The sequence below is a fragment of the Dietzia timorensis genome, from assembly GCF_001659785.1.
Classification (GTDB): Bacteria; Actinomycetota; Actinomycetes; order Mycobacteriales; family Mycobacteriaceae; genus Dietzia; species Dietzia timorensis.
The window spans coordinates 190,319-215,678 of record NZ_CP015961.1; the positions used below are offsets into that span (position 1 = coordinate 190,319).

Sequence of the window (25,360 nt, forward strand, 5' to 3'; positions counted from 1 at the left end):
CCGATGGCCCTGGTCACCACCGTTTCACCGAGCACCGGACACCGCTCTATACCGAGGCATGCGTCTCGCACCGTTATCGCCGCATCCGCTGCCGCATCGCTGATTTTTGCTGCCGCCGCCCCCGCGGCCGCAGCTCCGACCATCGGCAGCCTCGACACTGGTTCCCTGCAGCAGGGTGCCGGCGAACAAGAGGATGACACGGCCGGGAACGGCTCGCTGGGTGAGCTACTGCCGGAGGGCACGGGCAGCCTCGATGCCGAGACCGGCGGCGCGGCCACCGGCTCAGGCGCGGGCGAGAGCAACACACGGGAGGATGCCGCAACCCCGCCGTCATCGCCGTCATCGACGGCTTCGACGCCGAGCGGCAACGCGTACGCGGAAACGCCAGGCGCTCCGGGAACGTTCAACCCCGAGGCGATCGGCGAGCTCAGCCCGCAGACGATCGGGGCAGTGGGCGTCGTGACCTCCGCGACGATCGGTTCGGCAATCCTGTCGCTCGGGCCGTACGGGCCGAGCACGGGTTCGGCGCTCATCGGCGGCCTTTTGCCGGGCGTAGCCTACGTGCCAGCCACGAGTTCGCTGGGCAGCGCCGGCAGCGGTGAGTTCACCACCTCGCTCGGCGTCGCTGTGTCCGAGAGGACCATCTTCCAGGGCGCGCTGGGGATCGGCACGACGATCCTCACCGGCTACTTCGAGGGCATGGCGGCGAAGCAGGACGCCGCCGAGCTCACCGACGAGGACATCGAGCTGTGGGACGGGATCATCAACAGCATCGACGAGCTTCGCGCCGTCGCCTCGCTTCCGCCGATCGAGCGCGGCGATCCGCACGTTCAGGTAGCGGTCCCCGAGCCGTGCCGCCGCGGTTTCGCGGAGAAGGAGGAGATCTCCGAGGACGAGGCGGACGAGCTGTGCGAAGAGGCGATGGCCGAGCAGGAGGAGGCCGAAAGCGAGGACGCCGAAGGCGAGGAGACCGAGAACGGTGACTCCGCAGCCGAGGCGAATTCCGACGAAGCGACCGCGGCCGAAAACGGTGACGACAACACCGGCGAGGCCGCCGGTGCGGACGAGACCGACTCCGGTGCCGAGGCCGTCGTCAACGGCGAGCAGGGCGACACCCGCGCCGAGAACACCGTTTCCGCGGCCAACCCGGCTGCCGGCGCACAGTTCGCCGGCACCGACACCCAGGGCGACCGGGAGTCGATCGCCGCGGAGCCGAAGCTTGCTAATACCGGCGTCGACGCGGTGACCATCGGCATCGCCTCCGCAGTGCTGCTCGCCATCGGCGGGGCCTTCGTTCTGCTGGGGCGCCGCGCCCGCTCCTGACCGCATAACGACGTACGCGCGGTCCTCCCGCTCCGGGGCCTAACCGGACAAGGGGAGGACCGCGCGTCGTCTTCCGCTGGGGCAAGGGTGCCTGGCTCGGCACCACCCGCAACGCCAACCGCGGCTACCGCCACTCGGCGGTCTCCGGATCAACGCCGTGCCGGCGGGCGTTGGACTCCACGGCGGCACGCAGCCACTGCGCGAGCCCGGGCTCCACCGAGTCGTAGGTCTCGGTGAACCGCTCGTCGGTGGTGTACATCCGCGCCAGGCACACCTGCATCTCGTGGGTGCAATCGTAGAACCGGTCGATCGAATCGCGATGACGCTCGGCAAGCGCCGCCGCCTCCTCCGAATCCGGCTCGACCCCGCGCCGCTTGGCGTCGCCGAGAGCGGCGTTCAGCGCATCGTGATCGGCCTTGACCTGCTTCCAGTCCTCCTTCGAGAACTTTGCTGTCCGCGCGGTGGACTGCGCCCACTGCTCGGAATCGCCCCAGCGCTCCTTGGCCTCGGCCTGATACTCCGGGGAGAAGCTCTCGCCGAAGATCTCCTTGGCCTCTTCCGGGGTCAACGACACTCCGGACTCTTCCATCATCATCATCCTTTCCACTGATTTCTTCATGTGCCCGAGCCTGTCGATCTCGCGAGCCAGGAGATCGGCCTGCCTTCGCAGCTGGACCTGGACCGACCCCTCGCCTCTGACGGCGGAGGCCACGTCCTCCAACGACATGCCCAGTTCGCGAAACACGACAACTCGGTGAATCAGCGCAAGATCGCCCGGACCGTAGAGGCGGTACCCGGCGGCCGATCGGGCCGAGGGGCTCACCAGGCCGAGGGAGTCCCAGTGGTGCAGGGTGCGCACGGTGATTCCCGCGAGCCGGGCGACCTCGCCCACCGACCAGCGGTGCTCTCCGCCGTCATACTGCATGGGTTCTCGTCCTTTCGGTGCTGTGTCCATGGCCGAAGCCATGGCCCACCCGGCGTCTTGCGCTACAAGCTACCCTTCACCCTGACGTTGCGTGAGGGCCAAGCGCTGTAATGATTTCGGTGTCCGGAATCGGGGCCATTCAGTCCTGCCGCCCGCGCCGGACCTTTGCCATATACTCGGCATATGTCTGCACCTAGCGCTGAAACTCTTGCCCGCCTCCGCAGCCTGGTGGCCGCGCCGGAATTCGTTCGCGACCCATCGAGCCGCGAGACCCGCACGATCAACGAGGTGTTCACCGGCGAACCTCTCGCGGAGATGATGATCGGCACGTCCGCCGATATCGACGCCGCCGCCGAGCGTGCCGGCGTGGCACAGCGCGAATGGGCTGCGCGGCCCGTCGCCGAGCGCGCGCGGATTCTCGGCAAGTTCGGCGTGCTCGTGCACGAGAACCGCGAGTTCCTGCTCGATGTGGTCCAGGCCGAGACCGGCAAGGCGCGCTCGTCGGCGCTCGAGGAGGTCCTCGACGTGTCGATGACCGCCTCGTACTACGCCAAACTCGCCCCGAAGGAGCTCGGCCGCAAATCCGCCAAGGGCATGATCCCGGTGCTCACCAAGACCGAGATCAACCACCTGCCCAAGGGCATCGTCGGCGTGATCTCGCCGTGGAACTACCCGCTCACCCTCGCGGTCTCCGATGCGATCCCGGCAATGATCGCCGGCAACGCGATCGTGCTCAAGCCGGACTCCCAGACACCGTTCAGCGCGCTGGCCGCCGCAGAGCTGCTCTACCGCGCCGGCGTGCCCCGCGACCTGTTCGCCGTGGTCCCGGGGCCGGGGCGCGAGATCGGCACCGCGATCCTCGATAACAGCGACTACCTCATGTTCACCGGCTCCACGGCCACCGGGCGCAAGCTCGCCGCGCAGGCGGGGGAGCGGCTCATCAACTTCTCCGCGGAGCTCGGCGGCAAGAACCCCATGGTCGTGACGGCGGACGCCGACGTCGACGAGGTCGCCGAGATCGCCACTCGCGCCATGTTCTCGAACGCCGGCCAGCTCTGCATCTCCATCGAACGCGTCTACGTCGAACGGGCGATCGCCGACAAGCTGGAAAAGGCGCTCGTTCGCCGCATCGGGGAGATGAAGGTCGGCCCGGGCTACGAGTTCGACAAGGAGATGGGTTCGCTGATCTCCGCGGACCAGTTCTCCACGGTCCAGAAGCACGTCGACGATGCCGTCGCCAAGGGCGCACGCGTGCTCGTCGGCGGCAAGGCGCGCCCGGACCTCGGCCCGCTGTTCTTCGAGCCGACTCTGCTCGCGGACGTGCCCGAGGAGGCGGAGTGCTTCGCGGGCGAGACCTTCGGCCCGCTCGTGTCCCTGTACCCGGTCGATTCGGTGGACGAGGCCATCGAGAAGGCCAACGACACCGAGTACGGACTCAACGCCTCGGTATTTGCCGGGTCGGATGAGAAGGGCGTCGAGATCGCCCGGCGGATCCACGCCGGCACCGTTAACGTCGGCGAGGGCTACGTCGCCGCCTGGGGCTCCTATGGGGCGCCGATGGGCGGGATGGGCGTCTCGGGCGTCGGCCGCCGCCACGGCGTCGACGGGCTCCTCAAGTACACCGAGGCGCAGACCGTCGCGACTCAGAGGCTCATGCACCTCGGTGGGCCGGACTTCATGGACTCCCAGAAGTGGAACACGACCCTGGGCTCGTTGGCCGGAACCCTGCGCTTCCTCCCGGGGCGCTAGCGACACGCATTACCGGCCGGCAAAGAAATGCGGGGCGCGAACGAGCGCCCCGCATTTTCGTTGTCGTTCTATTGATCGTCCTGGTTGAACTGCGCCATGTTCTTCTTGTGGCGCTGCAGCAGGAATACCGCGCCGCCGATGAGTGCGATGGCAAGCACCGCGAGGAGTCCGATCGCGGCGAAGATATTGATCCCGCCCTCGTCCGACTCGTCCGCGGCCTCGGCGGAATCGTCCGAATCGGTGGGCTGCTCGCTGGCGGCGCCGTCGCCGGAGCCGGCCTCGGCCGCGTCCGCTTCGGCGCCGGTGGACTCGGCCGTCGACGAGGCGCCTCCGCCCGCGCCTTCGACGGTGAACTCCCACGAGCCCTGGACGGGATGCCCATCGGCGCTGACCACCCGGTATCCGACCGTGTAGGTGCCTTCGTCGAGCGCAGGGACCGCGACGGAGAGCGAATCCCCGTCGACCTCGGGATCTCCCTCGGCGACATCCTCGCCGTCGGACATCACCGTCAGCGTGGCGAAGTCGGAAGAGATCTCCTCGTTGAACACGACCTCGACGGATTCGGGTGCCTCGTCGACCGTCGCCCCCTGCTCCGGAGTCGTCGCGACGAGCACCGAATGGGCCTGAGCCGCGGGAGCCGACACCACGGCCGCCGCCGCGGGTGCGAGCGCCGCCGTCATCGCCAGAGCCACGCCGCGGGCGGCGATCCGGCGCCGGACACCGGCGGAGCCGGCGGCATCGGCAGAGGAGGGTCGGGCTGAGGACGCGGGGCGAACGGAAGAAAAGCGCATACCCCAATTATGGCCGCCCTCCGGGGCAAAGGTCGAAAATGACAACGCGCGGCGGGCCCACAAGGGGGCCGCGCCGCGCGATGCGTCGGGGGAGGCGACGAGCCGTTAGCTCTTCACCCCGAGGCGGGCGAGAACGTCGCGGTTGACGCGGTCGAGCTCGCCGGCAATCGACTTGTGCACGTTGCGGCGTTCGGCCGTCGGAATCGTCTCCGCGGTCTCGAGCGCGGTGTTCATGTCGTTGAGGCGGACCTCGGTGCGCTCGGAGAAGCGGGCGATCTCCGGCTCGCTGCCGCGGTTGGCGTTGAGCTTGGACAGCGACTCGCGCAGTGCGGAAATGCGGTTCTCCAGCGCGGTGGCGGGATTAGCGGCCAGCGGCGCGGCCGAACCCTGCGCGGAGGTGATGCCCTTGAACGCGAGGGGCGCGAGGACCGGCAGCACGATCTGCGCGAAGCCGACGTAGCGCTTGGCCGAGTCCTTGTTGAGGTGGCCCTGCTTGACCTTCGCGAGCTCGAGCTCGGCCATTTTCTTCTCGTGGGCGCGGCCGACCTTCGCGTCCTTCGCCGCGGCCTTGTCCGCCTTGGACTGGAGCTTGGCCTCCTTGGCGAGCTGCTTACGGCGTGCCTTGTCCTCGGACTTGTTCTGCCGGATCTTCAGTTCCGCCGCGCCGCGGCGCCGCTCCTGGTGACCCTGCTCGAGAGAGTTGGCGGTCTTCTTCGCCTTCTTCGTGGTGCGCTTGGTGGCCTTCTCCGCGCGCTTCTTCAGCTTCTTGACGTTCTTCGAATCGGCCTTGTCGCGAATCTTCTCCGCGGCCTTCTGGGCCTTGACCTGAGCCTTGGCCTCGATAGTCGCCTTCCGGCGCAGCGCCTTCTCCTCGGCGCGGCGTACCGCCCGATTCTTGCGGAACGAGGTGAGTTTGCTGGTCAAGGTGTCCATGTCTAAAGATCCTTCGGTCCGAGAATGTATTTCGACCCGACTGGCCAGTCGGATAAGCGCTCTAATTGCACATCATACGAGCTACTCGCCGGTTGCGGGCGCAGTGAACCCGTCGTGCGGCGATATGGCCCGAGAACGCGCGTCGAAATGAAGCCCATTCTGCGCGTTCAGCTGTCTGAGAGGGCGCGGAATGATTCGTAAGTTGATCGGGAAATGACCGTCAATTCTCGCCAAGGTAATCGCGCAGCGAAGGAGTGCGGACAGCGCGAGAATTCACCCTTCGAGTGCCGGGGCCATTCGGATGCATTGTCCGGGAACGCAACTGCCGACTGTGAAGGCATGGCCTGCAATGGGGACACATCACCCGATTTCTGCTCGACTACACCAAACAGCTTTAACCAGCGCAGACAATGTGGATTATCGGACAGTCTATGGATGGCAATTTACCGCCTGATAACGAGTAGGTGAATACTTAATTTTCAACTCGAAATTATTTCGGATTTGTTTAGCGATATAAGTAATATTCCGCTAACCTGAGCAAGTGCTGTTACGCACGGCTTCTTCATTCTGTGCTGAGCTCGTCTTTCTGTAGGTGCTGTCCGCGGGCAGGGGCCGCGAAGGCAGCGGACGCCAGTTGTAACCCCCAACCAAGGAGACGCGAAATGACGTCAAAGTTCACCAAGGTCGCCGCTATTTCGGCTGCCTCCCTTCTCATGGTTGCCGGCGCACAGGGCGTCGCCTCCGCACAGAGCTCGGATTCGGCGACCGGCTCGATCAGCGCCGACTCGCTCGGCTCGGACTCGCTCAAGGCCTGGGGCTCCTCGCCGGAGGCCGGCTCCCTGCTCGATGACGTCAACAACCTCGGCACCGGTTCGTTCGACACCACCGGGTCCCTGCTCGGCGAGCCGACCTCCGGCTCGCTCGGCGCCTCGGTGCAGGACCTCACCGGTGGATCAGTCGACGCCTCGTACCCCGCGCCGGGCACGGCGTCCGTCGACACCACGGGTTCCCTCCTCGGTGAGCCGACCACCGGCTCCCTCGCGCCGGTCGCGCTGTCCGTGGGCGATTCGCTCGGCACCAGCGGCGGTATCACCACCGTCGTCGGCAACCTCCTCCCGCTCGTCGCTGCCGCCGGTTCCCTCGCCGCTGCTGCCGGCGCCGGTGCGGTCGTGTGTGGCTACGTCGAGATCCCGGGCCTCGTGCTGCCCGCAGGTCTTCCGGAGTGCCCGGCCCTCCCGGGTCAGCCGGCTCCCGGCAACCAGGCCCCGGCACCGGCTCCGGCCCCGGGCCCCGATGCCCCGAACGGTCGCGGCTAGTCACGCCACTGCGCCGTCATACTTCGGTATGCGGTGAATAGAGCAAGGCGGCGGATCTCCACGAAAGGAGATCCGCCGCCTTTGTCGTATGCGCAGCGCCGGCGCGCTCAGTCCACCTGGAAACCGCGTGAGGCGCCGTTGATGGGGAACGTCGAGCCCAGCCCGCGGCCGGTGGCCGAATAGGTGATGCGGTAGTTGCCGGGCGGCGTGCCCTGCGGGATGTCCCACGAGACGAGTGCGTTGGTGAATGGGCCGAGGTTTTCGAAGGTGATCATCGTCGACCAATCTCCGTCGTCGTGCACCCTTGTCCAACCGCGTGCGTCCTCCCGTTCCACGGTGAGGTACGTCGATCCCCGGCGCAGATCGGTGTTCGGGTTGGCCCCTGCGAAACGCGAGAGCACACGCTGTCCGGGCCGGTAGGACTCCTGCGGCTCGTCGATGACGTCGCCGAACGCGTGCCCCGGGGCGGGCACATCCACGCTGGGATTGCCGAAGGGAGATGCGGGGATGACGCCGGTGAGGTCTCTTTCCCAGGTGCCCGGGGCGTTCGGCGTGCCTTCGCGCATCGAGGCCGCGAGACCCGCTCCGATCTGCGCGATCGCGGGCAGCTGCCACGGGCCGAACGCCGTGGCGCCGCCTTCGTAGTTCTGTGTCGCGTATTCCTCTGGCGTGGTCAGGTAGTGGCCGTAGCCGTTCGTGTAACCCTGGATGAGCACCTGGTCGGGCGAGACGCCGAGAGCCTTGCCGAGGGTCCTGCGCAGACGGAGCCCGGACACGACGGTGACCTCGAATGGGATCCCGAAAATGTACTGCGAGCCGAGCCGGACGAGGTGGAACGGGAAGACGCGTTGGATGGCGTGGGGCACGAGCCCGGCGGGCAGCAGGATGTCCTTGTCTCCGTGCGCGTCCCGCAGCCATTGCGGGATGACGACGTCCCCGATCTGTGCGACCGCCGGGTTGCCGCCGCGCGCACCCTCGTTGAACGGTAGGTCTTCGCCGCCACCACCGTCCTCCTGCGATCCGGCGGCGAACGCGGCGCCGAGCGCGGCTACGGATGTGCGGTGCGTAAGGCCGTCGCCGGTGAATTCCGGTGTCACCTCCACCGCGGTGATGTCGACCCACACGTGGCGCACGTCGATCCCGGCGCCGAGCGGGGCCATCGCCCCGATCTGCCCGGCCGCGGCATCGTACTCGCGGGTACCGACGATTCGAGTGTTCTCGTACTCGTTGTCCGTGGGCCCGGAGCCCGGGCTCAGGTCCAGGTTCGGCGAAATGTCCCCAGCGTTGGACTGCGCAAAGGCCGTGATCAGCGGCGGCGTCGCGCCCGAGAGGTAATCCTGGCCGGCGACCTCACGCTCCCAATGCCATGCCGCGTAGCCCTTGTTGTCCGAGGACACGAGCGTGGAGTCGGTCGACATCGACGTGGCATGCTCGCCGAACCAGTTGAGCACGCCCACGAGCTGTCCGCCGCGGTACATCTGCAGGGTTTGCGAGCGTGGGTCGATGCCCGTGGGGAACGCCGCCTTGTCCTCGTCCGGATTCGCATCGAACGCCTGCTTCGAACGGTTGACGCCGGCGTTCGTGAGCTCGGCATGGCTCACTCCGATTTCTGTCGGCGCCATGTCCTCGTGCGCCATGGCGATCGCATCGACGATGCCCGCGACGTTCGCTTCGAAGGTCGCCGGGCGGAAGCCGAACATCGACAGGTCGACCATCGGGTGACCCGAGGTTCCTCCCGGCGCGACGTGGGTATGCGTGGCGGTCAGCAACACGTTGCCCTCGTGGTAGGTGTCGCCGAAACGCTCACGCAGTCTGCGGAGCACCTCGAGCTGAATCGACTGGAACATCAGCCCCAGTTCGCAGGTGACCATGGCGATACGGGGCGAGCTTTCCGACTCGGCGAAGATGAACGCACGGGCCCGCTGTCGCAAATGCAGACCCGTGGACATCTGGCTCATTTCCGCGTAGCCATTCATGCCCGCGCCCAGGGGCTCGCCGGTGATGTCGCCGATACCGCGGCCGACGAGAAGATTCGAGGTCTGCGCCGCCGAGTAGGCGGGGAGCATGCTCGCCAGAGTCGCCGCGCCGCCGGCAATCGCCGCAGAACGCAGAACCGTGCGGCGAGAGACGACGCCGACTGTCGAAGGATGTGAGCCCTGGGCCATGGTGAATCCGATCCTCGTGGCCGCGTCGACGAGTCCTGCGCGTACGTCTTCCCTGCGCCGCCGGAACTGGACGCTGCATCAACTGATTTCCTCGGCTCAGACTAGAGCACGGTGGTGCTGTGCCGAGCGGGTTTCGGGGAAAACGATCCGGCAAGCGAGGCAGGGGACCGGGCGCGGCGAGCACCGCGCACCTTTGAATACGGCTGCGCCCTCCGGCACCTGTGGTGCTGGAGGGCGCAGCGTGTTCCGCTGTGTGCTTGCCCTGACCAGGGCGAGCGGGGCGGGGTGTGGTTATGCCTTGGCCGCGGCGTAGCGGGCAGCGACGTCGTCCCAGTTGAATACGTCCCACACGGCGTTGACGTAGTCGGCCTTGACGTTCTTGTACTGCAGGTAGAACGCGTGCTCCCACATATCGAGCATGAGCAGCGGGGTCAGGTTGACCGAGATGTTGCCCTGCTGATCGGTGAGCTGCTGGATGACCAGGCGGCCACCGATGTGGTCGTAGCCCAGCACGGCCCAGCCCGAGCCCTGCAGCGTCAGCGCGGCAGCGTTGAAGTGGGACTTGAACTTCTCGAACGACCCGAAGTCCCGGCCGATCGCCTCGGCGAGCTCGCCGGTCGGCTCTCCGCCACCATTGGGGGACAGGTTCTTCCAGAAGATCGAGTGGTTCGTGTGCCCACCGAGGTGGAACGCGAGGTTCTTCGACAGCAGCGGGGCCTTCGACGAGATCGACCCATCCTCACGGGCCTCCTCGAGCTGCGCGAGAGCATCATTAGCGCCCTTGACATAGGTCGCGTGGTGCTTGGAGTGGTGCAACTCCATGATCTCACCGGAAATAGCCGGCTCCAGAGCGCCGTAATCGTAATCAAGATCCGGAAGCGTGTACTCAGCCATCATCGAGTCCTTTCTGCAAACGTATTGCGAATTGTGTATTCGACTGTCCGTTGCCGGCTCATTGGTCATGCGTCAGCAAAGGACTGGCTTGTTTTTCTTACGTTTCCCACCATAGGGGCGATCGGGAGTTCTGGCAGAATACGTTCAACTCCGCAGGTAAAAGGCTTTTCGTAAATCTCGGAATATGGAGCGGCCGACATTTCCTCAGCCATCGGGCGCGACTTGCGTCGCGTTTGCCGAAAGGATGTGAGGCGCTTTTCGGCGCCCTCAATTCACCCTGGGCGCGGATGCACAAAGCTGCCGCCCCGGGAAGGGAGCGGCGGCCTGGGTGAAAAGTCTTAAAGGAGCAGGAGGCAGGCGATGACGGCGATAGCGACGAGAGCGACGATCAAACCGGAAATGAGCTGCCGGTTGCGGTGCTCAGCTTCCTGGTCGGTGTAGGAAAACGTGTCGCAGTTCGCTTGACGCGCGTCGCGGTCGATGAAATCGCGCAGACGCTTTTCACCATGCGTGAAGTGCTGCATAGATGAAGACATCAAATACCTTCCTGCTGAGGGGTTTCACTGACCTTAACGCCTCCTGTGCCGCAAATTCAAAGGAACTACACGCATGAAATTGCTGCTAAGCGAGCTTTAATGCTTGCAGCTGCTAGCAAAAGTTCGGAAACACTACAAATGTTGAGTTGTGCGCAGTCTCTGAGCTTGAGTGAAGTAGGTCTCACCGCTTGCAGGATTTGCCTCTCCGACGTCATAGGTGTGAAAAGAGCGCAGAACACGATTTAGTAACGAGCTGAATCACGGGCGTTCAGGATGGTGATGGGAGCGTCTGCCGCGAGTGGTTTCGGGGTCGGAGGACTTGCCCGAGGGGCGTATTCTGACGGCATGGGTTGGTTGGAAGATGCACTGCAGTCGGCAATGGCGGGTTCGCGCGTCGATCTCACGCCGAAGTCTGTCGTCGCGCGGGAGGACGCGCTCCCCGGACGCGAAGAGGAGATGCCGGTCGCCGAGCGCAATATCGTCACCGGCAATCCGATGGTGGCGCCGTTTCCCGAGGGGCATGAGCAGATCGTTCTCGGGATGGGCTGTTTCTGGGGCGCCGAGAAGCGTATGTGGCAGCTCGACGGCGTATGGACCACCGCAGTGGGCTATGCCGGCGGTTGGACCGAGAACCCGACCTACGAGGAAGCGTGCACGGGACAGACCGGCCACACCGAGGCCGTGCTCGTCGACTTCGACCCGAAGGTGATCTCGGCGGGCGAGGTGCTTGCGGCGTTCTTCGAATCGCACGATCCGACGACGCTCAACCGGCAGGGCAACGACGTGGGCACCCAGTACCGTTCGGTGATCCTCGCGACGACCCCGGAACAGCTCGAGCTCGCCGAACGCATGGCGGCGCGCTACGGAGAGGTCCTCGCGGAAAAGGGCTTCGCATCCGTGACGACGGAGGTCGGGCTTCTCTCGGACGTCCGCTCGGGGCGGTTCTTCTACGCCGAGGACTATCACCAGCAGTACCTGCAGAAGGTGCCGAACGGATACGACTGCCACGCGCGCACCGGAGTGGCCTGCCCGATCGGCTAGCGAGGAGACTCGGCCTGTTTCACGCAGTCGGGCGCGGTTAGGCGTGGTCGACCTCGCGCCTTGACCAGCCGGCGAATCCGGCGGCGACGCCCGCCGCGGCGATGAGTAGGAGCCACGCGATCGGCTGCCAGGCGACGGGGTCGACCGGATAGGCGGCGACGTGCCCGAAGACGTTGAGGTTCTTGAGCGGCTGTGGCAGGTCGAGTAGTTCGCCGAATGCGGTGACGAAACCGCCGAAGCCGATGACGGCCCAGCCGGCGGCCGCGGCGAAGCGCGGAAGCGAGCCGAAGAATGCGACGACGATGCCGATGACGGCGAGGACGGCCGGGATCTGGTTGGCGCCCGCGAGCAGGAGATCTGCGATGACGTGGGTGTCGTCGGTGCCGGAGGCGAACGCGCCGACGCCCGTGGCCAGGCCCGTCGCCAGACAGATGAGTATCGATGCGGCTGCGATGACGGTGAGTTGTGCTGCGAGGTGCCGGCCGCGACCGGCGCCCGATGCGAGCAGGAGCTCGGTGCGGCCGCGTAGTTCGTCGCCGCGCAGCTGCCCGAGGGCGCCCGCCGCCGCTGCGGAGGCGAAGACACCGAAGATGAGAACCATGAAGGCGAGGTAGCCGCCGGAGAGATCGTCGGCGGACAGGACCTTGGTGAGTTCCTCGGGGAGGGTGTCGGCCGAGCCTGCGATCGACGCCGAATAGGCGCCGAACACGGCGGCGGCGATGGCCAACGAAATCCCCCAGGCCGCGAACCCGGGGCGGAGCAGGCGGGCGGCAAGGCCCAGGGGCGTGCCGAGGACCGGTCCGCCTGTCGCGCGGCCGGGACGTCCGGAGAAAATGGCACTTCCGACGTCACGAAACTCGGCAAGGCGGAACCCGGCAAGTAGGAAGGCCAGGCCGAATCCGGCGAGAAGGGCGAGCGGCCACCACCGGTCGAGCACGAAGGGTCCGGTCTGTTGCGCCCATCCGAGCGGGGAGAGCCACGACGGAGGGCTGCCGCCGGAACGTGCGGCGTCGCCGATCATGCGGAGGGCGTACGCGGTGGCGAGGACCGCGCCCGCGAGACCCGATGCCGCGCGGGAGGACTCGAAGAGCTGTGCCGAGAGCGCGGCGACACCGGCGAAGAAGAGCGCGACGGCGAGCGCGGTGATCGCGATGAGCGCCGAGCCGCCGGCAGGGTAGCCGCGTGCGAGGGCCACTGCGAAGACGCCGAGTGCGGAGACGACGGCGCCGAAGGCGGTGATGATGAGCGCCGAGGTGAGCTGGGCGTGGATGCCGACGACGTTCGCGCGGACGAGTTCGGTGCGGCCGGACTGCTCGTCGGCGCGCGTGTGGCGGATGACGGTGAAGATCGCCATGAGCGCGAAGAGGATGTAGACGAACAGGGCGTATCCGGCGGCGAAGAAGCGGGCGGAACTCGGCGCGTCGAGACCGAGTGCCGGGCCGGTCATGAGGCGGCCCATGGCGTCGGCGAAGAGGACGGCGGAGTTCGCGAGACTGTGCGGGTCGTCGCCGAGTGCGGCGACCTCGATGGTGACGTAGGCGGCGAAGAACACGATCCCGGCGATCCAAGCCGGGGTGCGGATTCGGTCTCGGCGCGCCATCAGGCGCAGGAGGGTGGCGGTGCCTGCGATGGGGCTCATGGCGCGGAACCTTCATGGGCGTGGCGTCCGCCGTCAGAGGTGCCGTAATGGCGGATGAGGATCTGCTCGAGCGTCGGCGGATGGGCGAGGAGGGAGCGGATGCCCAGCGGTGCGGCGGCGCGGAGGACCTCGTCGACGCGCTCGCCGTCGACCTCGAATATCGAGCGGGCACCGTCGGTGCGGAAGCCGTGCACTCCGGCGAGTTCGGCGAGCGGCCGGGCAGGGGAGGTGGTCTCCATCTCCATCGTCGTGCGCGTCATGTGGCGCAGCTCCGAGAGCGTGCCGGTCTCGACGATGCGCCCGTCGCGGATGATCGAGATGCGGTCGGCGAGGGCTTCGACCTGCGCGAGGATGTGGCTCGACAGGAACACCGAAGTGCCGCGCTCGGTCGCCTCGGCGATGACGTCCTGGAAGACGACCTCCATGAGCGGGTCGAGCCCGGAGGTCGGCTCGTCGAGGAGGAGCAGGTCGACATCCGAGGCGAGCGCGGAGATGAGCGCGACCTTTTGCCGGTTGCCCTTCGAATAGGTGCGTGCCTTCTTGCGGGGGTCGAGCGCGAAACGCTCGATGAGTTCATCGCGCCGGGTCTTGTCGAAGGTGCCGCGAAGTCGGAGGAAGGTGTCGATGACTTCGCCGCCTGTGAGGCCCGGCCACAAGTCGACATCGCCGGGGACGTAGGCGAGCCGTCGATGGAGGGCTACGGCGTCGCGCCAGGGGTCGCGGCCGAAGAGGCGTACCTCGCCGGAGGTATGGCGCAGGAGCCCGAGGAGAATGCGGATGGTGGTCGACTTGCCCGCCCCGTTGGGGCCGAGGAAGCCGTGCACCTCCCCGGCGTCGATGGACAAGTCGAGCCCGTCGAGGGCATGGAAGTCGCCGAACGTCTTGGTGAGATTCTCGGCGATGATTACCTGGCTGTCGTTACTCATTGCCGGGGTCCTTCGCGGTGGTGAGGAGCGCCTCGTACGCCTCGGCGTTGAGGGTGGGGCGCGAATAGATCTCCGTGACCGCGGAAATGTATGGCAGGAGATCCTCGGGCGGATCGAATACCGGGTCGACGCCGAGATGGCGCCGGATCTGGCGGTGCAGGAGCAGGGTGCCCATTCCCTGGACGAGGAAGATGACGGCGCGGGCTCGCGGGTCGGTGGCGGGGTAGACCAGGCCGCGTTCCTCGCCCGCCGCGGTGTAGTCGAGAGCATCCTCGACGAGCTGATCGAAGAGCGCGTCGGCCGCGTCCCCACCCTCGACGAAGGAACGAAAAAAGTAGAGCACGATGTGGTCGCTGCGACGAGCGAGATCGAACATGAGGGTGAGCGGGAGCGCGCCCGCCTCGACGGCCTCGGTCTTCATTTTCTTGAACTCGGCCGCGGCCTCGAGATCGCACGCCGTTTTGAGGCCTGACTTGGAGCCGAAATGGTGCATCACCAGAGACGGGGACACCTCTGCCAGTTCGGCCACGGCCTTGATGCTCACGCCTTGGAAGCCGCGCTCGCCGAACAGGTCGATGGCGGCATCGACGATGCGTTCCTTGGCGGGCATCTCGAATCCCATGGCGGGTCCTTTGGGGTGAAAACCGGCGCTGACTGAATGTTTAGTCAGCCTCGGTTTCAACCTAGGCCTTCGGTCCTCGGACCTGCAAGGGCGCTGAATCGGTGCGGCGTGTCGTTCAGCCGCCGACGCTCACCGCCTAGAGCTCGGGCAGCACCTTGTCCGCCACGAGTGCGAGATGGTCTAGATCGGTCATGTCGAGGAACTGGAGGTACAGGCGCGACACCCCGGCCTCGTCGGCGTACGACCTCGCCTTTGCGACGACCTCTTCCGGCGTGCCGGCGAGCCCGTTCTCGCGCAACTCGTCCAGGTCGCGGCCGATGGCGTCGGCACGGCGGGCGAGCTCCTCGTCGGACGTGCCGCAGCAGATCACTTGTGCCGCCGAACGCAGCAGTGTGCCCGGGTCCCGGTCGACCTCGGCGCAGGCGGAATCGACGTAGCCGTTGATTCGAGCGGTGTCCGCCGCGGGCGAGAACGGCACATTGAATTCGGTGGCGAAGCGTGCCGCGAAGCTCGGCGTCCGCTTCTTGCCGTGTCCGCCGACGATGAGTGGAAGTTGCTCCTGCACCGGCCGCGTGAGCGTCGGTGACTCGCGTAGCTGCAGATTGTGCCCGGTGTAGTCGAAAGTCGTGCCGCGCTCGTTCCGATACCACCACTTATCGAGTGCCTCGAGCGAATCCTCGAGATCGTCGAACCGGTCCTTCACCGAAGGCTGCGGAATGCCGAATGCGGTGTGCTCGTCGTCGTACCAGCCGGCGCCGAGCCCGAGCTCGACGCGACCGCCGCTCATCTCGTCCACCTGCGCCACCGACACCGCAAGCGGCCCGATGTGGCGGAACGTATTCGACGTGAGCAGCGTGCCCAGCCGCACCGTGTTCGTGTCCCGCGCGAGCCCGGCGAGCGTGATCCACGCGTCCGTGACGCCCGGCTCGCCACTCACGCCGCCCATCTTCAGGTAGTGGTCGGAGCGGAAGAACGCGCCATAGCCGAGTTCCTCGGTGGCCTTCGCGATGTCGAGCAACATCCGGTAATTCGACCCCTGTTGCGGCTCGGTGAGTACCCGCAGTTCGATCCGGTCTGAGTTCGCTGGCATGGCTGTCCTTTGCAGATTTATGACGTCGGGCGGGCGTTCATTCGTCGTGTTCGTGGGCGAACGTGCGCCGTTTTCGTTTCTGGTTCCCAGAGTGCGTGAGCCGCTCCCCGGCCGCAAGCGCGGCGCGCATCCGTCGAAAGGGCTCTCGATGAACCAAAGGCTTGGCGGCTGCGAGGAGGTGGCGCAACGAGGAAAGGCGGACCCTCGACCTCGTATTTCAGCGGCGCGTGGGCGGCGCAATCGAAATCAGGCTCGACGCCACGCACTTTGATTAGCCCTTCCTAACTTTACAGATCGAGCCGTGACCAGCTTATTTGTAGGCACGCCGAACGAAAAGAATGCCAATCACGACGAGGGAATCTGGAGGACCCGATGACAGTGCGAGAGCGCAATGATGTCGCCCATCGTGGCCCCAAGGTTCGCCGGGTCGCCGACTATCTGCGACGAGAGGCAATCCGCGGCACGTTCGGCGGCGGATTCCCTACCGAAGGAGAGCTCGCCGCAGAATACGGTGTTTCACGCAACGTCATCCGGGAGGTGCTCACCCAACTGCGTGCAGAAGGGCTCATCGATCGCCGCCCCGGCAGGGGCACGTCCGTCGCGCACCGGAAGGTGAACTACCGCATCGACGAACTGCGCGGACTCCGCGAGTCGTTCCACGGGAGCGGGGCGGGCGAGGTCGTCAACGTCGTGCGCGACGTGGCCTTCGTCCCGGCCCCGCCGATCGTCGCAGACCGGCTCGAACTCCTATCCGGCACGCCGGTGCTTTTCATCGAGCGCGTACGCCACGTCGATTCGGTGCCCTTCAGCCTCGATCGCACGTACCTCACCGAGGAAGCCGGGCGCGGCATCGACGGTGCCGATCTGGAACACAACGACATTTTCGCGCTACTCGAAGGCGCGCTCGGTACGCCCTTGGGGGAGTCCGAGTACCTCATCGAGGCGACCGCCGCGGACTCCGACACCGCGAGGGAACTCGACGTACCGGCGCACGCTCCGCTGGTTCTCATGGAGCGGCTCACCCGGACGCGCCGGGGCACCCCGGTCGACCTCGAGTTCATCAGCCTACGTAGCGACCGCGCCTCACTCAGCGCGCGCGGATCGCGGCCCCACGACCCCAGGAGGTAAGCCTCATGCCCTTGATCGACAACCAACGCCACGATGTCCCCGTCACCATCGACGAATCCTTGTGCATCAGTGGGTGCACGCTGTGCGTCGAGGCGTGCCCGCTCGATTCGCTCGCCATCGATCCCGAGACGGACAAGGCCTACATGCACGTCGACGAGTGCTGGTACTGCGGCCCCTGCGCCGCGCGCTGCCCCACAGGCGCGGTGAGCGTCAACATGCCCTACCTGCTCCGTTGACCTCTCATCCCTCACGACGAAACGACTAGGTGTACTGACCACAGAGGTTGTGTCTGTGTTCGGCATGTCGAGGTGACGTAGGGAAGGCCTCCGTGTGAGGTGTGAAAGCGACCAAGCAACCACACCCACAACGGAGGCCTTCATGACCCACGTTAACGCCCCATTGACTCCGACTGGTCGACTGCGTCTGGCAAGGTGCATTGTCGAGGACGGGTGGCTACCGGCGCGCGCGGCCGAACGGTTCGGAGTATCGCTGACCACAGCTCGCCGCTGGAGTGCACGCTATCGCGAGCAGGCCACAGCGGGGATGTCTGATCGGTCCAGCCGCCCTCGCCACAGTCCGCGTCAGACCTCTCGCCGACTGGAGCGGCGCGTGGTGGGCTTGCGCGTCGCTCGTCGCTGGGGTCCGGCGAAAATCGCCTACCACCTGGGAATGCATCCCTCGACCGTGCACAAGATCTTGTCGCGTTATGGCTGCGTACGACTGGCATTCACCGATCCGGCCACAGGCGCCCGGGTGCGCGCCAGCACACGACAAGTCCACCGCTTCGAGCACCCCGCACCCGGGGACCTGATCCATGTCGACATCAAAAAGCTCGGACGGATCCCCGACGGGGGCGGGCACAAAGTCCACGGCCGCCCCACAGGTAAACGCAACAGCCGGCGCGGGACGGGCTACTGGTACATCCACAATGCTATCGATGACCATTCGCGGCTGGCCTACAGCGAACTACTCGAGGACGAGAAGAAGGAGACCGCAGCCAGTTTCTGGGAACGCGCCGCCGCGTATTTCGCCAGCGCCGGGATTACCGTGCGCAGAGTCTTGACCGATAACGGCCCCTGCTACCGGTCGAACGCATTTGCAGGCGCTCTCGGCGAGCAAATCACCCACAAACGCACACGCCCGTACCGGCCCCAAACCAACGGCAAGGTCGAGCGCTACAACCGGACCATGCTCGAAGAATGGGCCTACGCCACCGCGTACCTAAACGAGGCCGAACGAGCGAAGGAATTCCCCGACTTCCTCCACCGATACAATCACCACCGCGGCCACACCGCACTACGAGGCGCCACACCCGCCGACCGCGTACCTAACCTCCGTGGTCAGTACAACTAGGCGACATGGCTATCAAGAAACTGACCACACCCGTGTGCATCGCGACTCTCGCGCTTTCCCTCACGGCGTGCTCCGTCGAATCCCTTGCCTCCGAAGGAGACATCGAGGTGGTCGTCGGGTACCAGTCGAAAACGATCAACACCGTGACGGCAGGCACGCTCCTGCGCGCCCAGGGCTACTTCGAGTCCGAACTCGACAAGCTCGGTGAGCGCACCGGAGACAGCTACCGGGTCCGCTGGCAGGACTACGACACCGGAGCGCCCATCACCGCCGAGATGATCGCCGGGAAGATCGATATCGGCTCCATGGGCGACTACCCATTGCTCATCAACGGCTCACGCAGCCGGTCGGCGGGCCAGTCGCCGACCCAGATGCTGTCCGTCACCGGCTACGACAGCAAGGGCTCGCTGAACTCGGTCGTGGTGCGCGAAGACTCGCCCCTTCGCGATATCGCGGACCTTGCCGGCAGGAAGGTCTCCGCGTCCGTGGGCTCGGCAGGCCACGGACTCCTGCTGCGCGGTCTCGCGCAAGCCGGGGTCGACCCTGCGTCGGTGTCCGTGCAGAACCAGCAGCCCCAAATCGGAGCCTCGGCGCTCGAGTCGAAGCAGGTCGATGCGCTGTCCCAGTTCGTGGCGTGGCCGGGCCAGCTCGTTCATCAGGGAGGCAACAGGCTGTTATACAACGGGGCGGAAACGAACACCCCGACACTTCATGGCGTCGTCGCCACCAGCCGCCTCGAGTCCGAGCAGCCCGACGTCACCAAGGCGTTTTTGCGGGCACAGATCGAGGCCTCGGACTTCCTTGAGAACAATCCGGTGGAGGCCGCGGAGATCGTCGCCGACAACGCCGGCCTTCCCGCTGAGGTCGTCTACCTGTACAACGGTCCGACCGGCACGGCATTCGACCCCGCGCTGCGCAGCGACCTGATCGAGAAGCTCGGTGACGACTTCGACTATCTCAACTCGATCGGGGAGTTCACCGACCTCGACCTCGACGAGTTCGTCGACGACGGCCCGCTCCGTGAGGTCTACGGCGATCTCGGGCGGAACTATTTCGACGAACCGAGCGCGTCGGCCTCGTGGTCGATCGGCCAGGCCGAAAACGACGAGTGCGGAAACCCGGTCACTAGCGAGGGCGTGGGCGGCGAGGTGTGGATCGACGGGCAGGCCCAGACGCGGGTCGCCGCCACGACCGAATGCCTGCTCCAGACCGTGCAACACGCCCGCGAGAGCGGCGAGCGCGTCCGCGCCGCGTACGTCCGCGACGGAGCGAACGGCGCCCGCTGGTTCGCCGACCATTCGGTGTGGGTGCGCGAGCACGACACATTCACCCCGTTCAGTACCGAAAGCGAAGCCGACGGCTTTGTCCGCGAGAACCCGGGAGCGACCGTGATCGACTTCGAAACCGCCGTGAGCGAGGTGGCTTCATGACGATCCAGATCGCCGCGGACGACCCCGCCGCCGACGCAGGCGCTCGCGCCGGCACGGACTCCGCGCGCCGGGCATCGCGAAGCGCCGACACCGAGCGCCGCACGCGCCGCCGCGGAAGCCGCATCAGCGCAATCCGAAGCATCGCCGCCGTCATCGCGTTCCTTCTCGTGTGGCAGGGGCTGACCCAGTGGAACGTCGACGCCGGCCTCCGCTTTTCCTCGCTGCCCTCGGTCACCGAGATCGTCGCGCGATTCGTCGAGCAACTGGGCCAATTCGAGTACTACCTCGACATCATCCAATCGCTGCTGCGCATCCTCACCGGCTTCGCCATCGCCGCCGTCGTGGGCGTGGCCACGGGCATCGCTCTCGGCCGGTCCCGCGTCGCGGCCGACACCCTCGGCACGCTCATCGAGATCATCAGGCCGATCCCCGCGATCGCACTGGTCCCGGTCGCGATCCTCATGTTCCCCACGAGCGAATCGGGCATCGTAGCCATCACGTTCCTCGCCGCGTTCTTCCCCATCATGGTGAGCACGAGGCATGCCGTCCGTGCCCTGCCAACGCTGTGGGAAGACTCCGTGCGCACGCTCGGCGGTAGGCCGCGGGACGTACTGCTCCACGTCGTGTTGCCCGGGATCCTCCCCGGGGTGTTCGGGGGCCTATCCGTGGGGCTCGGGGTTGCGTGGATCTGCGTCATCTCCGCCGAGATGATCTCGGGAAGCCTCGGGGTCGGCTATCGGACCTGGCAGTCCTACACCATCGTCGACTATCCCGGCACCTTCGTCGGAATGATCACCATCGGCATCCTCGGGTCGCTGACCTCGGCCGCCGTGGAAATACTCGGCCGAAAGGTCACCTCGTGGCTACCGCGGGGAGAGAGGACACAATGACCATCGAATCACCAGGACGGGCGACGTCGACCGCGATGGCATCTGAGCCCGAGGCCGCATCCGAGGCGATGTCCATCGAGGTGCGCGACCTCGGCATCGATATCGGGGCCTCGACGATCCTCGATGACCTCTCGCTCACCATCGGCGCGGGGGAGATCCTTGTTCTCACCGGCCCATCAGGCTGCGGAAAATCGACGCTCCTGCGCGCGATCGCCGGCCTGAGTACTCCGCGGCGCGGCCAGATCCTCGCCGACGGACGGCCCGTCACTACGACGTCCCGCGACCGGGCGATGGTGTTCCAGGAGGACGTGCTCCTGCCGTGGCGCACCGTGGCCCGGAATGTCGACCTCGCGCTGCGGCTGCGCGGCGTCCCCAAAACCGAGCGCCGGGACCAGGTCGACAGCTGGCTGTCCGAGGTCGGGCTCTCCGACTTCCGCGATTACCTGCCGCGGTCGCTCTCGGGCGGGATGCGCCAGCGCGTGCAGCTGGCCCGTGGCCTCGCCGGCGCCCCGCGCGCGGTGCTCATGGACGAGCCCTTCGGCGCGCTCGACGCGCAGACGCGTCACGCCATGCAGAGCCTGCTCATCAGGACGCTCGACGCCCATCCCACCACGGTCGTTTTCGTCACCCATGACGTCGAGGAAGCCCTCGCGCTCGGCGACCGTGTCGTCGTCTTGTCCGCCCACGGATCGATCCGGGAGGACATCGCGATTGGTTCCCGCGATACCTCCGACGGCACCGATAGGCGCGAGCATGCGGATGCGGCCCGCGCCAGGATCTTGAACGCACTCGGGGAAACGAGGTCACGGAAATGAACGACACCACCAACGCCGCAACTGATATCCCCGCGGTCGACGACGCGGTTCGCTTCGACTGCGACGTCCTGGTCATCGGCGGCGGCACCGCTGGGGTGATGGCTGCGCTCACCGCCGCGGAAGAGGGCGCCGACGTCATCCTGCTGGAAAAGGCGCACGTGAGACACTCCGGGGCCCTGGCGATGGGCATGGACGGTGTCAACAATGCCGTGATTCCCGGCAAGGCGGTCCCCGAGGACTACGTCGCCGAGATCACCCGAGCCAACGACGGGATCGTCGACCAGCGCACGATCATGCAGACCGCGACGCGCGGATATTCCATGGTCAAGCGTCTCGAGCGCTACGGGGTGAAGTTCGAGAAGGATGAGTACGGCGATTACGCGGTGCGGCGCGTCCACCGCTCGGGCTCCTACGTGCTGCCGATGCCCGAAGGTAAAGACATCAAGAAATCGCTCTACCGGGAGCTGCGCAAGAAGAACAACCGCGCCCGGATTCGAATCGAGAACCGCTTCATGCCCGTCCGCGTGCTCGTCGGCACCGACGGCCGCGCATGCGGCGCCGCCGCGTTCAACACCCGCAGCGGCGAATTCGTCGTCGTCGGCGCCAAGTCTGTGATCCTCGCGACCGGGCCGTGCGGCCGGCTGGGGCTCCCCGCCTCGGGGTACCTCTACGGCACCTACGAGAACCCGACCAACGCCGGGGACGGCTATTCGATGGCCTACCACGCCGGGGCCGAACTCAGCGGAATCGAATGCTTCCAGATCAACCCGCTGATCAAGGACTACAACGGGCCGGCTTGCGCCTACGTGGCGAACCCCTTCGGCGGGTACCAGGTCAACGCCGACGGGGAACGCTTCGTCGATTCCGACTACTGGTCGGGGCAGATGATCAAGGAAGTGACGTCGGAGATCGAATCCGCCAAGGGACCGATCTACCTCAAGGTCTCCCACCTTCCCGAGGAAACGGTGTCGGAACTCGAGTCGATCCTGCACACCACCGAGCGGCCCACGCGGGGCACGTTCCACGCCAACCGTGGGCACGACTACCGCACGCACGACATCGAGATGCATGTCTCCGAGATCGGCCTGTGCAGTGGGCACTCGGCATCCGGAGTCGCCGTCGATGACCACGGACGCACGACCGTCCCCGGGCTTTACGCGGCAGGGGATCTCGCGTGTGTGCCCCACAACTACATGATCGGCGCCTTCGTCTACGGCGAACTCACGGGCAGGGACGCAGCGCTGAGCCGCACGGAGGTGAGTGCTCCCGGCGCGCTTCCTGACGAGCAGATCCGCGAGGCCCACGAACTGATCTACCGCCCGCTGCGCAACCCGCACGGCCCGCCGCAGCCCCAGGTCGAATACAAGCTGCGCCGCTTCGTCAACGACTACGTGGCGCCGCCGAAGACTTCCAACAAACTCGCCATTGCCGTGGAGACGTTTGAGCGCATGCGCCATGAGATCGCGGAGATGGGCGGGCGCACGCCGCATGAACTGATGCGCTGCGCCGAGGTGACGTTCATTCGCGACTGCGCGGAAATGGCCGCCCGCAGCTCACTCACCAGGCAAGAATCGCGGTGGGGGCTGTACCACGAACGCGCGGACCTCGACGGCGGTCGGCGCGACGAGGAATGGGGCTTCCACCTCAACCTGTTCAAGGATGACGCCGGTGAGATGCGCTTCCTCAAGCGGCCCGTGCACCCCTACCTCGTGCCCGTCGAAGAGTTCGGCCACATCCCCTCGGCCGACGCCGAGCCGATCGCCGTTGACTCGCCGGTGGTTCACACCGCCGGGACCTACTCCTCGGCAAGGAAATCCACCAGCGGTCCCGCGAGCGAGGAGGCGGGCTCCGAGCGGATACTCGAACTTCTCGCCCTCGACGTGCCGAGCGCCGGCGAGCTCGCGCGATATCTCGATGACCCCGAACCACGCGTCCGAGCTGCCGCGATCGCGCAGGCGACCGAGCACACGCCCGATGGGTTCGAGCAGGTGCTTCTCTCCGCGCTGGGCGACGCCGAACGAGTCGTGCGCAGGGATGCCGTCAAGGCCCTGCGCGAGCTGGTCGAAATCCTGCCTCCGCTGGGCACGCTCGACGAACTACACGCATCGCCGGACGCGGCAGTCCGCGCAATCGTCCTCTACCTGTTGCGCACGCAGGGCGTCGGAAACGCGGAAATCTACCTCTCTTTCGTGTCGGACCCGGACACACGCGTCCGCCTTGAGGCGGTAAGCGCATTGACGTCTATCGATGACGGTGACGGAGTCGCCAGCGCGTGCGATGACGAGGACAGAGAGGTGCGCGTCGCCGCCGCCAAGGCGCTGGGAACGATCGCCTCGCCGGCTGGGGCGACGGCCCTGGTGCGCCTGTGCGACGACGCAGATTCGCTCGTCCGCGCAGCCGCCCTGGCCTCGCTCGGGGCCCTGGGCCCGGCCAAGGACCCGGCATCTCGCGTCGCGCTGATCGAGCGTGGGCTCGCCGATCCCGGGTGGCGGGTCCGCGAAGGCGCAGTCAAGGCCAGCGCATCGCTCACTGAAGTCCGTGCCGCGGACATTGCGCGCCGCGGCCTCGCCGACGATAACGCCGACGTGCGCAAGGCCGCGGTGACGACGGCGGCGACGTGGTCGGGGAGCGCCGAGTTCGTCCCGGTCCTCACAAGCGCGCTGGACGATGGCGATGCCGACGTTCGCGCGTACGCCCGCATTCAGCTCCAGCGAGACAACGAAGAGGTAGGCGCCTCTCGTTGATCAGGAGCGCGTGCCGATTGACACGCCAAGCGGCGACGGTGTGCCAGCATGGACGTGTGGATACATCTCCGAGCGCGTCGAATCAGTGGCGGTGGCAGGCCCACCCGCCCTTCGGCGCGCCAGGGGCACCGCCCTCGCCTGAAGAGGCCTTCCTCGAGCGGCGCCGTACCGCCGAACGCGAGCAATTCCGCCTGCGCTCAGAGCCGAGCCCCGCATACGGCCGTACCCCGCAGTGGGGTCTCCCGCGACCGGGAGCGGCCCTCGAAGCGGGCGGGACAAGGTCGGCGGCGAGCGCGAACACCGCGCACGGAGACAGGCTCCGCGAGCACCTCGGCGCGCTCGGCGCAGTGTCGCGCTGGCTTCTCATCGCCGGGAGCGCCGCGGCCTTCCTGGGGTTTGTCCGCTACGCGATCCTCGTTGCCTTCCGCGGGGATTCGGTGCAGTGGTGGGTCGAGGCGACGAGCGCCTGGGCCGTCCGGCTCGGCTTTATCGTCGTGTTCGCTATCGCGCTGGCGACGCTGGTCGCCGGGGTGCGCACCGTCCTCGCGCTACGTGGCTATGCCTACCGCAAGGCCGCACCGGACCCGCGGGGCGTCGCGAATGGCGCAGCGGATCCGCGTGGCCGCTGGCAGATAGTGCTCTCCGCCGTCATTCCCGGGGTCAATCTGTTTTATCTGCCTGTCCTCCTGCTGGAGGTGGCGCCCGTTCTCCGGCGCGCCGACCCCCGCGCCCGTCGGCGCCTATGGGGTGCGTGGTGGGCGCTAGTGGCGAACCAGGCGATCGGGGTCGTGTACTGGTCGCAGTTGTTGCGGCCGGGAACGCAGGCCGAGGCGAACGCGCTGTTCCTCGCGGCCGTGTTGTCGGCGTCCGCGGCGGTGTTCGCGGCGTTGCTCGGTCGCGCACTTGCGGCTGCACACGGGACCGCAGCAGTGCGGCGGCTGAACTTCGCCGGGTAACGCCCTCCTCAGCTCCCTCTCCGTCGCCGGCGTCGGCGCCGACAGCGTGATGGCCCTCGGGGATGTATGAAATTAACCATCTTCATGGCTTCAA

22 protein-coding genes are annotated in these 25,360 nt (G+C 66.7%); 12 read left to right on the forward strand and 10 right to left on the reverse strand.

Going from position 1 to position 25,360, the window contains the following annotated elements; genetic code table 11:
* Positions 1–3 precede the first annotated feature (3 nt).
* Positions 4–1,323 carry a hypothetical protein gene (locus BJL86_RS00885; RefSeq protein ID WP_067475293.1) on the forward strand — a complete coding sequence of 440 codons (1,320 nt, stop codon included), beginning with the start codon at positions 4–6 and terminating at the stop codon, positions 1,321–1,323.
* A gap of 124 nt (positions 1,324–1,447) precedes the next feature.
* Here BJL86_RS00885 and BJL86_RS00890 read toward each other — a convergent pair whose 3' ends face one another.
* Positions 1,448–2,278 carry a MerR family transcriptional regulator gene (locus tag BJL86_RS00890; protein WP_067475383.1) on the reverse strand — a complete coding sequence of 277 codons (831 nt, stop codon included), beginning with the start codon at positions 2,276–2,278 and terminating at the stop codon, positions 1,448–1,450.
* Between the two features lie 153 nt (positions 2,279–2,431).
* On the opposite strand from BJL86_RS00890, the gene BJL86_RS00895 reads away from it, so the two are divergent.
* Positions 2,432–3,997, forward strand: coding sequence for a succinic semialdehyde dehydrogenase (locus BJL86_RS00895; protein ID WP_067475290.1), 1,566 nt, complete (start codon positions 2,432–2,434; stop codon positions 3,995–3,997).
* 68 nt (positions 3,998–4,065) lie between these two features.
* Here the strand turns inward: BJL86_RS00895 and BJL86_RS00900 are convergent, their stop codons facing one another.
* Entirely contained in the window at positions 4,066–4,788 is a 723-nt protein-coding gene (locus tag BJL86_RS00900; RefSeq protein WP_067475287.1) for a copper resistance CopC family protein, read from the reverse strand.
* Positions 4,789–4,893: 105 nt separating this feature from the next.
* Positions 4,894–5,721 (reverse strand): DUF6474 family protein, encoded by an 828-nt coding sequence (locus tag BJL86_RS00905; RefSeq protein WP_067475284.1) that lies wholly within the window; start codon positions 5,719–5,721, stop codon positions 4,894–4,896.
* Positions 5,722–6,383: 662 nt separating this feature from the next.
* Between BJL86_RS00905 and BJL86_RS00910 the strand changes: the two genes are divergently transcribed.
* A complete protein-coding gene (locus tag BJL86_RS00910) occupies positions 6,384–7,037 on the forward strand; it encodes a hypothetical protein (protein ID WP_075844752.1) in 654 nt (217 codons plus the stop codon).
* Positions 7,038–7,144: 107 nt separating this feature from the next.
* Here BJL86_RS00910 and BJL86_RS00915 read toward each other — a convergent pair whose 3' ends face one another.
* From BJL86_RS00915 to BJL86_RS00925, 3 genes are all read right to left on the reverse strand, one after another.
* Positions 7,145–9,202, reverse strand: a complete 2,058-nt coding sequence (locus BJL86_RS00915; RefSeq protein WP_075844753.1) for a neutral/alkaline non-lysosomal ceramidase N-terminal domain-containing protein — start codon at positions 9,200–9,202, stop codon at positions 7,145–7,147.
* Between the two features lie 291 nt (positions 9,203–9,493).
* Positions 9,494–10,096, reverse strand: coding sequence for a superoxide dismutase (locus BJL86_RS00920; RefSeq protein ID WP_075844762.1), 603 nt, complete (start codon positions 10,094–10,096; stop codon positions 9,494–9,496).
* A 338-nt stretch (positions 10,097–10,434) separates the two neighbouring features.
* Positions 10,435–10,632 (reverse strand): hypothetical protein, encoded by a 198-nt coding sequence (locus BJL86_RS00925; RefSeq protein WP_156515338.1) that lies wholly within the window; start codon positions 10,630–10,632, stop codon positions 10,435–10,437.
* A gap of 345 nt (positions 10,633–10,977) precedes the next feature.
* Between BJL86_RS00925 and msrA the strand changes: the two genes are divergently transcribed.
* Positions 10,978–11,673, forward strand: coding sequence for a peptide-methionine (S)-S-oxide reductase MsrA (msrA, locus tag BJL86_RS00930; protein WP_067475438.1), 696 nt, complete (start codon positions 10,978–10,980; stop codon positions 11,671–11,673).
* A 37-nt stretch (positions 11,674–11,710) separates the two neighbouring features.
* Here msrA and BJL86_RS00935 read toward each other — a convergent pair whose 3' ends face one another.
* From BJL86_RS00935 to BJL86_RS00950, 4 genes are all read right to left on the reverse strand, one after another.
* Positions 11,711–13,312 (reverse strand): ABC transporter permease, encoded by a 1,602-nt coding sequence (locus tag BJL86_RS00935; RefSeq protein ID WP_067475435.1) that lies wholly within the window; start codon positions 13,310–13,312, stop codon positions 11,711–11,713.
* On the reverse strand, positions 13,309–14,238 hold the full coding sequence (locus tag BJL86_RS00940; RefSeq protein WP_067475434.1) for an ABC transporter ATP-binding protein: 930 nt from the start codon (positions 14,236–14,238) through the stop codon (positions 13,309–13,311). Before BJL86_RS00940 ends, BJL86_RS00935 begins: the two co-directional genes overlap by 4 nt.
* Positions 14,231–14,860 carry a TetR/AcrR family transcriptional regulator gene (locus BJL86_RS00945; RefSeq protein WP_067475431.1) on the reverse strand — a complete coding sequence of 210 codons (630 nt, stop codon included), beginning with the start codon at positions 14,858–14,860 and terminating at the stop codon, positions 14,231–14,233. Before BJL86_RS00945 ends, BJL86_RS00940 begins: the two co-directional genes overlap by 8 nt.
* 136 nt (positions 14,861–14,996) lie before the next feature.
* Positions 14,997–15,950 (reverse strand): TIGR03560 family F420-dependent LLM class oxidoreductase, encoded by a 954-nt coding sequence (locus BJL86_RS00950; RefSeq protein WP_231887239.1) that lies wholly within the window; start codon positions 15,948–15,950, stop codon positions 14,997–14,999.
* Positions 15,951–16,322: 372 nt separating this feature from the next.
* On the opposite strand from BJL86_RS00950, the gene BJL86_RS00955 reads away from it, so the two are divergent.
* From BJL86_RS00955 to BJL86_RS00990, 8 genes are all read left to right on the forward strand, one after another.
* On the forward strand, positions 16,323–17,078 hold the full coding sequence (locus BJL86_RS00955; RefSeq protein ID WP_067475428.1) for a GntR family transcriptional regulator: 756 nt from the start codon (positions 16,323–16,325) through the stop codon (positions 17,076–17,078).
* Between the two features lie 5 nt (positions 17,079–17,083).
* Positions 17,084–17,314, forward strand: a complete 231-nt coding sequence (locus BJL86_RS00960) for a 4Fe-4S dicluster domain-containing protein (RefSeq protein ID WP_067475426.1) — start codon at positions 17,084–17,086, stop codon at positions 17,312–17,314.
* Between the two features lie 142 nt (positions 17,315–17,456).
* Positions 17,457–18,431 (forward strand): IS481 family transposase, encoded by a 975-nt coding sequence (locus BJL86_RS00965; RefSeq protein WP_067475423.1) that lies wholly within the window; start codon positions 17,457–17,459, stop codon positions 18,429–18,431.
* An 11-nt stretch (positions 18,432–18,442) separates the two neighbouring features.
* Positions 18,443–19,861, forward strand: coding sequence for an ABC transporter substrate-binding protein (locus tag BJL86_RS00970; protein WP_197487602.1), 1,419 nt, complete (start codon positions 18,443–18,445; stop codon positions 19,859–19,861).
* Positions 19,858–20,751, forward strand: coding sequence for an ABC transporter permease (locus BJL86_RS00975; protein ID WP_067475418.1), 894 nt, complete (start codon positions 19,858–19,860; stop codon positions 20,749–20,751). The genes BJL86_RS00970 and BJL86_RS00975 overlap by 4 nt, the downstream gene beginning before the upstream one ends.
* A gap of 68 nt (positions 20,752–20,819) precedes the next feature.
* On the forward strand, positions 20,820–21,566 hold the full coding sequence (locus tag BJL86_RS00980; RefSeq protein ID WP_156515339.1) for an ABC transporter ATP-binding protein: 747 nt from the start codon (positions 20,820–20,822) through the stop codon (positions 21,564–21,566).
* Complete coding sequence (locus tag BJL86_RS00985) at positions 21,563–24,310, forward strand: fumarate reductase/succinate dehydrogenase flavoprotein subunit (RefSeq protein WP_067475416.1); 2,748 nt, start codon at positions 21,563–21,565, stop codon at positions 24,308–24,310. Before BJL86_RS00980 ends, BJL86_RS00985 begins: the two co-directional genes overlap by 4 nt.
* A gap of 56 nt (positions 24,311–24,366) precedes the next feature.
* Positions 24,367–25,266 carry a DUF4328 domain-containing protein gene (locus tag BJL86_RS00990; RefSeq protein ID WP_067475413.1) on the forward strand — a complete coding sequence of 300 codons (900 nt, stop codon included), beginning with the start codon at positions 24,367–24,369 and terminating at the stop codon, positions 25,264–25,266.
* The last annotated feature ends 94 nt before the right edge of the window (positions 25,267–25,360 follow it).

What these genes read in the sequence shown, in the direction of transcription:
- BJL86_RS00885 (WP_067475293.1), top strand. Translation starts at nt 4, where the DNA reads ATGGCCCTGGTCACCACCGTTTCACCGAGCACCGGACACCGCTCTATA.
- BJL86_RS00890 (WP_067475383.1), bottom strand. Translation starts at nt 2,278, where the DNA reads ATGGACACAGCACCGAAAGGACGAGAACCCATGCAGTATGACGGCGGA.
- BJL86_RS00895 (WP_067475290.1), top strand. Translation starts at nt 2,432, where the DNA reads ATGTCTGCACCTAGCGCTGAAACTCTTGCCCGCCTCCGCAGCCTGGTG.
- BJL86_RS00900 (WP_067475287.1), bottom strand. Translation starts at nt 4,788, where the DNA reads ATGCGCTTTTCTTCCGTTCGCCCCGCGTCCTCAGCCCGACCCTCCTCT.
- BJL86_RS00905 (WP_067475284.1), bottom strand. Translation starts at nt 5,721, where the DNA reads ATGGACACCTTGACCAGCAAACTCACCTCGTTCCGCAAGAATCGGGCG.
- BJL86_RS00910 (WP_075844752.1), top strand. Translation starts at nt 6,384, where the DNA reads ATGACGTCAAAGTTCACCAAGGTCGCCGCTATTTCGGCTGCCTCCCTT.
- BJL86_RS00915 (WP_075844753.1), bottom strand. Translation starts at nt 9,202, where the DNA reads ATGGCCCAGGGCTCACATCCTTCGACAGTCGGCGTCGTCTCTCGCCGC.
- BJL86_RS00920 (WP_075844762.1), bottom strand. Translation starts at nt 10,096, where the DNA reads ATGGCTGAGTACACGCTTCCGGATCTTGATTACGATTACGGCGCTCTG.
- BJL86_RS00925 (WP_156515338.1), bottom strand. Translation starts at nt 10,632, where the DNA reads ATGTCTTCATCTATGCAGCACTTCACGCATGGTGAAAAGCGTCTGCGC.
- msrA (WP_067475438.1), top strand. Translation starts at nt 10,978, where the DNA reads ATGGGTTGGTTGGAAGATGCACTGCAGTCGGCAATGGCGGGTTCGCGC.
- BJL86_RS00935 (WP_067475435.1), bottom strand. Translation starts at nt 13,312, where the DNA reads ATGAGCCCCATCGCAGGCACCGCCACCCTCCTGCGCCTGATGGCGCGC.
- BJL86_RS00940 (WP_067475434.1), bottom strand. Translation starts at nt 14,238, where the DNA reads ATGAGTAACGACAGCCAGGTAATCATCGCCGAGAATCTCACCAAGACG.
- BJL86_RS00945 (WP_067475431.1), bottom strand. Translation starts at nt 14,860, where the DNA reads ATGGGATTCGAGATGCCCGCCAAGGAACGCATCGTCGATGCCGCCATC.
- BJL86_RS00950 (WP_231887239.1), bottom strand. Translation starts at nt 15,950, where the DNA reads ATGCCAGCGAACTCAGACCGGATCGAACTGCGGGTACTCACCGAGCCG.
- BJL86_RS00955 (WP_067475428.1), top strand. Translation starts at nt 16,323, where the DNA reads ATGACAGTGCGAGAGCGCAATGATGTCGCCCATCGTGGCCCCAAGGTT.
- BJL86_RS00960 (WP_067475426.1), top strand. Translation starts at nt 17,084, where the DNA reads ATGCCCTTGATCGACAACCAACGCCACGATGTCCCCGTCACCATCGAC.
- BJL86_RS00965 (WP_067475423.1), top strand. Translation starts at nt 17,457, where the DNA reads ATGACCCACGTTAACGCCCCATTGACTCCGACTGGTCGACTGCGTCTG.
- BJL86_RS00975 (WP_067475418.1), top strand. Translation starts at nt 19,858, where the DNA reads ATGACGATCCAGATCGCCGCGGACGACCCCGCCGCCGACGCAGGCGCT.
- BJL86_RS00980 (WP_156515339.1), top strand. Translation starts at nt 20,820, where the DNA reads ATGTCCATCGAGGTGCGCGACCTCGGCATCGATATCGGGGCCTCGACG.
- BJL86_RS00985 (WP_067475416.1), top strand. Translation starts at nt 21,563, where the DNA reads ATGAACGACACCACCAACGCCGCAACTGATATCCCCGCGGTCGACGAC.